Below are 9,480 nucleotides of genomic sequence, written 5' to 3' on the forward strand. Positions count from 1 at the left end.
TTTCGTCATTGCATGGACCAGTCGCCGTCGTCGAAGAGGAGTTTGACTGATTTGCTGAATTTCAGGCAGAAGGGGCACCAGCCGACTTTGGCGGAGAATTTGCCCGTGCCGGCCCCGCGCAGGCGTCCGGCCTGGGAGGCGAGGATGATCTTGATCTCGCCCCGGATGGAGACGATGCAGAGGGCTTCGCCGGAGACCCCGAGGAAGACCTTGCCGCCGTAGGTGGGACCTTCCAGGAAGTAGAAGGCTCCCGCGCCCACTCCGGCATCGATGCGGAAGAGGCAGCTGGCGGGCACGCCCAAGACCACCTCCGAGATGGGAATCCAGACCTCGCCGTAGACGTAGGCCCCGGTGAAGGTGGTGCCGGCCGAGACCACGTCGCCAATGTCGGGATCGACGAAGAGAAGGGGCTCCAGGGTGCAGGTGCGGCCAAAGAAGATCCCCGCCGCCACTTCGTAGCTGGAGAAGGTGGCCCGGGCCTTGGCACCGAGGTAGCATTCCTCCAGCCCCACCGCGATGGTGGCTCCGAACTCGAGGATTTTGAAGGTTTGGAAGTCGATCTCGCCATCAGCCAGCTCGAAGGTGCCGCCGACCCCGATGGGCACCGGGGGCAGGTTGTCTCCCGGGGTGGGATCGTCCTCGGGCGCGCCGTCGAAGTCCTTCAGCGAGAGGCGCACCTCGAGGTTGATCTTGCACTCCGAGATCCATTCCACCGAGACGTCCTTGGCGCCCACCCGCACTTCCACCATCTTCTCGCCGGGCTCCAGACAGCCCGACTGCACGAAGTTGTCTTCCGAGGAGTAGCAGAGAATTTCCAGATAGACGTGCAGGGCCATTTCCTCCGGGATTTCGAACTGCATCTTGGCATCGAGCCGTAGCTTGCGCAGGGAATCGCCATTGAACTCGGCAAAGCCGGAAATCTCGCCCGAGCCCATGTAGTCGGAAATCGTGCCCAGGAGGGGATTGATCTCGTCTTCCAGGGCTCCGATGGTGTCGGAGATGACCTCCTTCATCACATTGGTAACCTGGGCCAGCACCGAGGAGAGCGAGGAAGTGATGCGGTCGGCCACGTCGTAGAGAGTCTGCCGCAGCAGGAATTGCATCTGCTTGACGAGGTCGGACTGCATGATGGCGTCCTTGAGCTCGACCTTGAGCAGGTCGATGAACTCTTCCTCGCTGTAGTTGACCAGCAGGGTATCGATGGCGTCCTGGAAATCGGCGCCAGAGGCGAGGAGGCTGGGAATCCCGGCCGCTTGCTCCACTTGCTCGAACAAGGCCCAGGCCCGGCTGAGGACAGGGGAGAGGATGTCGTTGATCATCTCGCCACTGCGGGCGTCGTCCACGATGTCCTGGATTTTGGTCACCATCGCTCCGGTCTGGGCCACTTGCCCGTGAATATCGACCAGATAGCCGCGCACGGTGAGGAGAACATCCTTGATTTGCAACAAGGCGGGCGTGACGTCGACGAGAAGGGCGTTGAGCTGTTCATTGAGCTCGGAGGCCGCAGCCTCGATGAGGGGCTGGATGATCTCGCGCACCGACTCGTCCACCAGCTCGACGAGAAGGATGTCGATGAGGTTGTTGACGATCTCCAGCTCCACTTCTTCGGCCGCGCTCTTGGCCCCGGCACCCTTGGGCTTGGTGTAGAGCAGGCCTTTTTTCAGGTTGGAGTCCTTGTCGTTGCCCGCCTGGGTGGGGGGAATGCCCGAGAGATCGGGTTTTTCCCAATTGGTGCCGTCGAAGTCGACACTGTAGTCCGCGGTGGTATCGATGCCATCGGTGATGCAGTCGATGGCGCGGATGATTTGCTCCAGCGCGGATTCGGTTTGTCCCAGGAAGCTGGCCGCGTCTTGATTGACGTCGGAAATCTTGTCGAGCTGCTCGCGCAGGGCCTGGAGCTCGGGAATGCTGTCGGCCAGCAAAGTGGCCGGATCGGTGAGCAGGGTCTCCACCTCATCGCGGAAGTCATTGTAGCTGGCGGCCCCGGCGGCGATGTCGGGCAAGAGGCGGTAGATCTCGCGCAGGGCCCCGGGATCGCCCGCGCTGCCGGTGGCGGCGTCCACGAGGGGATCAATCATTGCGCTCAGAGAGTCCTCCAGCACCTTGTCGAGCTCATCCAGGCCCTTGTCGATGGCGGCCTTGGTCTCGGTATTGAGCACGTCGGTGATGGCGTCGGCGGCCTTGTCGATCTCGCCATTGAGCCAGTTGGAGAGCTTCAGCTGGGGCAGGCCGTCATAGGTCGCGCCGAAGGAGATGTTGGTGAATTTGGCGTCCATCCAGTCGATCTTGTGCTCCATCTGGGCCACGAAGATATCCTGGGTGCGCGCCTTGTTGGAGGCGAAGCGCCGGGTCCCTTCGTCCCAGAAGAGGGGGTAGGAGAGGGGGATGAAGCCGAAGAGCTTTTGCTCGGCCTTGATGAGATAGGTCTCGCTGACCTCGGGATCCGCGCCCTGCGGCTGGCGATAGTCGGCAAAGTCCGGCACTCCGGCTCCCGCTGCCGGGAAGCCCCGGTGGGTGGGGTCGAAGTCGGCCTGGCTGAAGAAGGTCTCACCCCCTTCCTCCCACCCGGGGGTGAGGGCGAAGGCCGCCGCCTCGCTGCCGGAGGCGGTGGTGATGGCCTGCACCGTCAAGTCGCGGAAATAGGGGATGTCGATGGTGGCGGCGAAGGTGACAAAGCCCTCGCCCGGAGCGCCGGGAGACTCGGGATTATTGAAGCGCAACTTGCTGGCTGGCACCACGTTGTAGGCTTGGTTGGGACCGTCGAGCGGAATGTTGGCCGGCAGGCGCAGCTGGGAGTCGATGCCATTGAATTCCTCCGGATTGTCGAGGGCCAGCTGCAAGGTGGAGAGATTGCCGTCGGGGCAAAAGGCGAGGGTGCCAAAGAGGTCCTGGTCGACATGGGAAACGCGCGTCTTGGCCCCGGCCGCCAGCTTGCCGAGGAATTCACAGGCCACGTCGGGATCGGGATAGGTCAGGAATTGCAGGCTTTTCAGGTCGAAGCTGGAGTTCCAATAGCTGAGCGATTTGCCGTCGGCCTCGGAGAGGTCGGGGGTCATTTCCCCGGGTTCGCCCAAGCAATCGAAGGTCAAGCCGGTGAAGGCCTGGTGCCAGTTGGAATAGCCCTTCACCTCCACCGAGCCATCCACCCAGCTGGCGCAGCCCTCGGCCTCATTGGTGCTCTCCAGGAAGGTGAGCTGGAATTGGCTGATGCTGCACTCGAAGCCCTTGAGCTTCACACTGCCGTCGTAGGTGCCATCGATGCCGACTTGCCGCCCGCTGACCCCGGCGGTGCGCACGTAATACTTCGAGCCGCCATTGCCTTGGTCGGGCAGGAGGCCGTAGTCGTAGTCTTCCAGCGATCCCCCGAGACGCGAGGCCCCGCTGTCGTTCGTGCCCGTCACCTCAAAGTTCAGGCCCGCGAGGTCGCCCTTGCCATCGCGATACCCGGCTTCTCCCGGGAGGTAGGCGGCGGGGGCGGCCGGATCTTCGTTAAAGGCGGCCAGCAGGAGGGCGGCGGGAGCTTGTTCGCGGGCAGTGGCGGCGAGGAGGGGATTTTTCAGCAGAGTGTTGTCGCTGGCATAGAGTTGGTAGCCGGGCATGTAGAAGGAGCCTTCGGCAAAGGTGTCGGTGCGGTGGGCATAGCGGAGGGCCGAGCGCTTGCCCCACTCCAGCCGGTGGCCGGCCCCGCCGTCGATCTGGGTCGACTGGGCGTAGAGCCCGCCATTGGTGGCAAAGTGGAGGGTGTCGCCCTCGGGCTTGGCACTGATCTCGGTCGCCAGCAGCGCGCCTCCGCAATCGCTATCGGGGCAAGTCTGGTAGTAGGGCACGGTCAGGGGGGTGGCCGCTTTCAGGCTGGAGCCCGCGTTGTGGTCGATTTTTCCCTCGCGGATGGCCACCTGGGAGGGGTCGGTAAAGTTGACCGTGGTCTTGTGTGGAAAGTGGGTCTCGAACTCGTCACCCAGGATAGAGAAGTCGGTCGTGAGGCGGGCGGTGCCATCGTCGGCCGTGGAGAAGCGGGCCGTGCTCGCCGCCGTGGTGTGGGCAAAGATCAGGTAGCGATCGTTGGAGCAGCGGTCCGCCATCTCGGGGCTATCGAGCTGCCCGGCGTTGGAGAGCTGCCCCAGCCGTTGATACTTGGCAAACTGGCTGTAGCGCACTTGACCCACCGTGAAGTCGAGCTCGCCATTGGCCGCCACCACCACCTGCTGGCTGGCAAAGAGGAGCGGGTGGGCCTCATCCGCGACCACCGCATGGGCTCCCAGATTGAGATTCAGCGGTCCGGTCAGGCAGAGGTCGGGGGTCAGGCTCAGCGCCACATTGCGGGTGAAGACGCTCTCTCCCAGGTAGGAGTTGGCAGTGAAGTCCGGAAAGTAGACCAGCCCCTGGGGCAGATTGTAGCGAAAGCCGGTGGCATGCGCTCCCGTCGGGCGCAGGGTGACATTGAGCAGCTCGAAGTCCGGCACGTCCAGACAAGTCAGATTCGCCCCCGAGCCATTGGTGGGGTAGGCGGCGTGGCTCCCGTTCGCCAGCTCCATGTGCCCGTCGTCATAGAGCCGGACCTGCAGGAGGCCGCCGCTGCCGAAGGAGACCTCGGGACGTCCCGCGAGGTGACCGCCATTGACCGGCACCTGGATGGCGGTCAGCAAGTAGTCGTCCTCTGGATCGGTATCATCATTGCCGGTCGCTCCCGCCACCGGGGTATTGCTGATGGTCTCCACCACTGTCGCCACCTCGTCGAAGAAGAGATCGCCATTGAAGTGCAGCAGCTGCCGCGCGGGCAGCTCGCAGGTGGCCCCTTCCTTTAGCGTGCCGGTGGCGTCTTCCTGATGAAAAATGGTGGCCCGCAGGATGTAGCGCTCATTGACGGGATCGAGCTGCTCGGTGGGCACGATTTGTCCGCTGAAGGTGAAGCCAAAGAGGCCCGGGCCGAAGAAGGTCAGGGTGTGCCGGGTGCCGTCGTCGCTGTAGGAGGGTGCCGAAGCGGTGGCCGAGAAGAGGCCGTCATTCTCCAGCGGCACGGCCGTGCCCGTGCTCTCGGCCTCCAGGGAAAATTGCACCGAGACCTCCGGGGAAACGGAGGCAATCGGCGCCGCGAAGTCATCGTAGCGAGCGGTGAAGACTCCCATGGTGACCCCGAAGCCCTCGTGGCTGGCATTGGTCGCCAGCGCCCAGTCCTTGGTCCAGTTCAACGTGCCCGGCACGGTGGCAATGTTCCAGGCGGCGTCCCCACTGGTCTCGTTGGTGAATTGGAAGACTACGCTGGGCTCGCTTTCGTCTTTCTGCCCGCCCACATCGCTCCACGGCCCCGGGGTCGGCTTGGGCGGGATTTGCCCGGGCTTGGTCACGGCCACCGCCCGCTGCAGTTGGGCCGTCAGGTAATAGCTTTCCTTGGAGTCGAGGAGCCCGTCGGGAATGGCCACCGCCCGCAGGTCGAAGGTCTTGGCTCCCAGTCCCGCCGCGAGGGTTTGCAAGCTGTGGGGCGAGGTGCCCGCCGTGCCCCCGCCCCGCAGGGTGACCGCCACTGGAGCGCCCCCCGTCTCGCGCATGATCTGGTAGCGGATGCGGTAGAAGTAGGCCGTCGCGGGGTCGGCCTTGGCCGAGTTGCGAATGGTCACCTCGTAGTTGCTCTCAAAGCCGTGGGCATTGGTGGTGGCATCGCCGTCGAACTCATCGGAGGCCAGCAGGTAGAAGGGATTGACCACCTCCATACTGTCCAGATTCGTGGTGTGGGCCGCTCGCATCTCCGGCAGCAGGGCGAAGAGAAATAAGCTGAGGGCGAAGGGCAACCGCAGGCTGGAGGTCGCGCGGGAGAAAAGGCGGGAGGAAGGCGTTTTCATGGCTCAGAGTCGTTAACCGCAAGTTCGAGAGCGCATTTTCCAGAAAAATCTTCCAGACGGCACTCTCAGCCGGGATTCTCGCCCCGCCAGATGGGGAAGACTCGCAAGAACGGGGTGCGAGGGCGGGTGAGCCGGGCTGGGAGACCGAACCACGATCTCCCTTACAGTCTGCCTCTTTCCGCGCTCTAGAGACAAGTCTTCTTTTCCTCTGGCGGGAAGGAGACTGGCCCCGCTGTGAGTTCGAGAAGTGTATCCAATTGTTAGCGGATGGTTAGGAGCCAGAGTAACAGTTTCGCAATCACATCCTTACGCTCCTTGTCGTAAAAAAGGAGGTGGTGGGACTGGGGAAAAAGCTGGTAATCCGGTCGCTGGGGAAAAGCGGCCCGGAAGCGCTCCATGTCCCCGGTAGAAGTTAAGAAATCCTGACCACCATGCAGAATAAGGGTCGGGCCGGGCACCTCCCGGGCGTGGCGGGGGGCCTCTTCTGCCAGGTGGGCGAGGGTGGCCAGATAGCGCAAGGTATAGCTCTCCACATGATAGGGATTTCCCTCGCTTTGCGCGAAGTGATCCGAGTGGGTCGTCGCCTGGAAGGAGCCTCCGGCCAGTGCGGCCAGGGAGACGCGGGCCCCGGGGGCGAGGGTGGCCGCCACGCGCAGCAGGGCCACCTGCCAGCGGGGGAGGGCCCCCAGCGAGACCACGGGGGAGACCAGCACCAGGCCCTCCGGGGCCTCGGGCACGCCCTCCGCGAGGGCCTGCAACATGACGAGCGAGCCCATCGACTCGCCCACCCACACCAGGCGGGCATCGGGATGGCGCTGCCGCAGCGCGGTGTGCAGCTCGCGCAAGTCTCTCTGCCAGAGCTGGCGGTTGGCGATGTCGCCCTGGTGGGCCCAATCCGCATCGTAGCCCGCCCCGCGCTGGTTGAGAGCGTAGAGAGTGGTGCGGGGAGCCTGCTCGGGGAGGGCCCGGCCGAGATTGCCGAAGTCCCGCGCCGCGCCCTCGATGCCGTGGAGGGCCAGGAGCACTGTTTCCGGCCGCGCCTGCCGGTTCCAATGTTGCAGGGAGAGCGCCTTGCCATCGGAGGTGGTCAGGTAGGAGGTCGGCGGGGGGAGGTCCTTCTCGGGAGGAGACAGGGCGCAGGAAAGGAGCAGCAGGGGCAGGGCGACGATGAGAGCACGCATGGGGGAGGGGAAAAAAGAGGGGGGAAATCAGAGCCCTGCGCGGAGCAAGGCCATCTCGTGCAGCACCTTCAGGGTCTCGAAGGTGCCCTTCACCTCGTGCACGCGGTAGATGCTGCCTCCGCGGGCCTCCCCGGCCACCACTGCCGCCAGGGTCGCGGCATCGCGGGCGGCCGGATCCTCGATTCCCGCCGCCTCGCCCACAAAGCCCTTGCGCCCCACGGGCAGGAGGAGGGGACGGCCAAAGGAGCCCAGCCGCGGCAAGTCGCGTAGAATGGCCAGGTCGTCCTCCGGCCCCTTGGCGAAGCCGAAGCCCGGGTCCAGCACCACCTGCTCGCGGGCCAGCCCGGCAGCCTCACACTGCGCCAGCTTTTCGGCAAAAAATTCCTCCACCGCGCCCACCACATCGGGCCAGGTGACGTGGGAGTGGTCCACCTTGGGCGCGCCCACCGAGTGCATCACCAGCAGGGCCGCCCCCGCCTCCGCGCAGGCCCGGGCATTGCGGTCATCGGGCAGTCCGCTCATGTCATTGATCAGCTCCGCACCCAGGGGCAGCACCGCCGCCACCACCTCCGGACGCCAGGTATTGGCCGAGAGCACGGGGGGCCACACCTGTTGCTCGTCGCGGGGCTCGCTGGTGGCGATCACCTCCGGCCAGCGTTCGCAAAAGGCCTGGAAGCGCGCGATCTCCTCCTCCACCGGGATGGCCTCGCGATTGGTGCGCGCACTCTCCGCGCCCACATCGATGAGGTCCGCGCCCTGGGAGATCATCTCGCGGGCACGCTCCACGGCCCACGCCGCCTCCACCCGGCCATCGCCGGAAAAGGAATCATCATTGATATTGAGGATGCCCATCACCACTCCCCGCCGGGGCCAGTGCAGGGACCGCTCACACAAACGCAGCTCCATGGCGGGAGCTTGCTTGCTCGCGGCGCTGGTGACCACTCTCGAGATCGTCTTTCTCCTCTCTTCAGAGCGCCCCCGTGGCCGAGCCAGTAGCTCTCACGTCGGGATTTTTCTACAAAATGGAGTGAGTCGGAGAATTTGAAAGTTTTATTGGTATTTTGTAGACTATCATCCAGTCCGACCGCTGAATTCGGATAGTTGTATGTGAGCTTCTTCTACTCGTTTCAAGTGGTCTTCAAGTCCACTTATTATGAAAAATATCAACTTATTATCCTTTCTGGGCCTCTTCTCCACCCTCGCCTCTTCTCAGGCCGCCATTATCGGCTACTATGAAGTGGGTGGCACCTATCAAGAGAGCTGGGGCAGTAGCGGAAACCTCGTAGGCGGCTACTATGATGGGCAGAATTTGTCGGATATTCCCACCTCCCAGTTCTTTGGTGCTGACGATCATCACTTTGCCCTTATTGGTGGTGATGGTCTCTCCTACCAATACCGGGTTTATCCCCTGAACGGTGGAGACAACTCCCTCTCGACAACCGGTACCAGCACGACCTTGACTGGCGGCCCCTTGGCTGGCCAGCCGATTAAGAATTCTTCTTGGCTCGGCTCGACCAACGGAGTGCAGTATTACGCCGATGCGGATGGAGGCGTGGTTCGCTATTACGACTATGGAACTCACAGTCTTCACTTCGATGCCAGTTGGACCTCTTTCTCCAACGGCAGTTTGGACGGAATGGCCACCGCTGTCGGGCTTGGCCTGAGCGATATGGGCGGGGGTAATGCCATGAATGAGAACCTGTACGTGAATATCGAAGCGGACGGTACCCACGAATACTACAATCTGGATAACGGATTTCGTTCTGGGGAAAGCATCAACGGTTACGGGAACTGGACGACCTTCAGCGGCGGTCTCTTGGACGGCCTCACCCTTACGCAACTGGATGCCAATCCTGTCGGAACCCACAACGGGGTCAGCTACCGCTTCATTGGCACGTCTCAGGATGGCATGTATTTTGACATCGTTCCCGAGCCCTCCACTGCTCTCTTGGGTCTCGTCGGGCTCGCCGGTCTTGCCCGCCGTCGCCGCGCCTAAGGTTTTCTGCCGTTTTTAGTTCACAGCACCCTAAAAAGCGCGGTCTCGCTCGCTAGAGGAGACCGCGCTTTTTCGTGCTCTGGGGTCTAGGAATCACAACGCTCCGGGAGGGACTGGCTCTGTCGGTGGCAGAGCTGGAATTGAGGGGGAGTCGCAAAGCGAGTGGGCTGACTATCCGAGACCTTGTATTCGGATTCGCTCCAGTTGTCGGCCCCGGTGCTCGGGGAGTGGTCGCGGAGAACGCCTTAGCCTTAGGCGCAATGTATTAAAGGAGAGTAGGAAGGGCGAAAAATGATTCTCCATAGAATTTCTTAGTCACCCGCTGACGAGCCGCTCTCGGGGTGTTGCGGTCTTGCGTTGGCTTTTCCCTCTGCTCCCTCGTGCTCCCTCGTGCTCCCTCGTGCTCCCTCGTGCTCCCTCGTGCTCCCTCGTGCTCCCTCGTGCTCCCTCGTGCTCCCTCGTGCTC

At 63.1% G+C, this 9,480-nt stretch carries 4 protein-coding genes; 1 reads left to right on the forward strand and 3 read right to left on the reverse strand.

The features are described 5' to 3' along the window. Window positions 1-5: 5 nt before the first annotated feature. The 3 genes from JIN78_RS10685 to folP all read right to left on the reverse strand — a co-directional run bounded on the left by JIN78_RS10685 (window position 6) and on the right by folP (window position 7,960). A complete protein-coding gene (locus tag JIN78_RS10685) occupies window positions 6-5,837 on the reverse strand; it encodes a hypothetical protein (RefSeq protein WP_200391955.1) in 5,832 nt (1,943 codons plus the stop codon). A gap of 260 nt (window positions 5,838-6,097) precedes the next feature. After that, window positions 6,098-7,018, reverse strand: a complete 921-nt coding sequence (locus tag JIN78_RS10690; protein WP_200391956.1) for an alpha/beta hydrolase — start codon at window positions 7,016-7,018, stop codon at window positions 6,098-6,100. Window positions 7,019-7,045: 27 nt separating this feature from the next. Next, window positions 7,046-7,960: a dihydropteroate synthase gene (gene folP / locus JIN78_RS10695; protein ID WP_307832996.1), complete on the reverse strand. Its 915-nt coding sequence runs from the start codon at window positions 7,958-7,960 to the stop codon at window positions 7,046-7,048. 211 nt (window positions 7,961-8,171) lie between these two features. Between folP and JIN78_RS10700 the strand changes: the two genes are divergently transcribed. Next, on the forward strand, window positions 8,172-9,014 hold the full coding sequence (locus JIN78_RS10700) for a PEP-CTERM sorting domain-containing protein (RefSeq protein WP_200391957.1): 843 nt from the start codon (window positions 8,172-8,174) through the stop codon (window positions 9,012-9,014). The last annotated feature ends 466 nt before the right edge of the window (window positions 9,015-9,480 follow it).

The sequence above is a fragment of the Roseibacillus ishigakijimensis genome, assembly GCF_016595415.1.
GTDB classification, from domain to species: domain Bacteria; phylum Verrucomicrobiota; class Verrucomicrobiia; order Verrucomicrobiales; family Akkermansiaceae; genus Roseibacillus; species Roseibacillus ishigakijimensis.

Bases quoted from the DNA above. Each gene is read 5' to 3' on its own strand.
- JIN78_RS10685 (WP_200391955.1), bottom strand. From the start codon at position 5,837: ATGAAAACGCCTTCCTCCCGCCTTTTCTCCCGCGCGACCTCCAGCCTG.
- JIN78_RS10690 (WP_200391956.1), bottom strand. From the start codon at position 7,018: ATGCGTGCTCTCATCGTCGCCCTGCCCCTGCTGCTCCTTTCCTGCGCC.
- JIN78_RS10700 (WP_200391957.1), top strand. From the start codon at position 8,172: ATGAAAAATATCAACTTATTATCCTTTCTGGGCCTCTTCTCCACCCTC.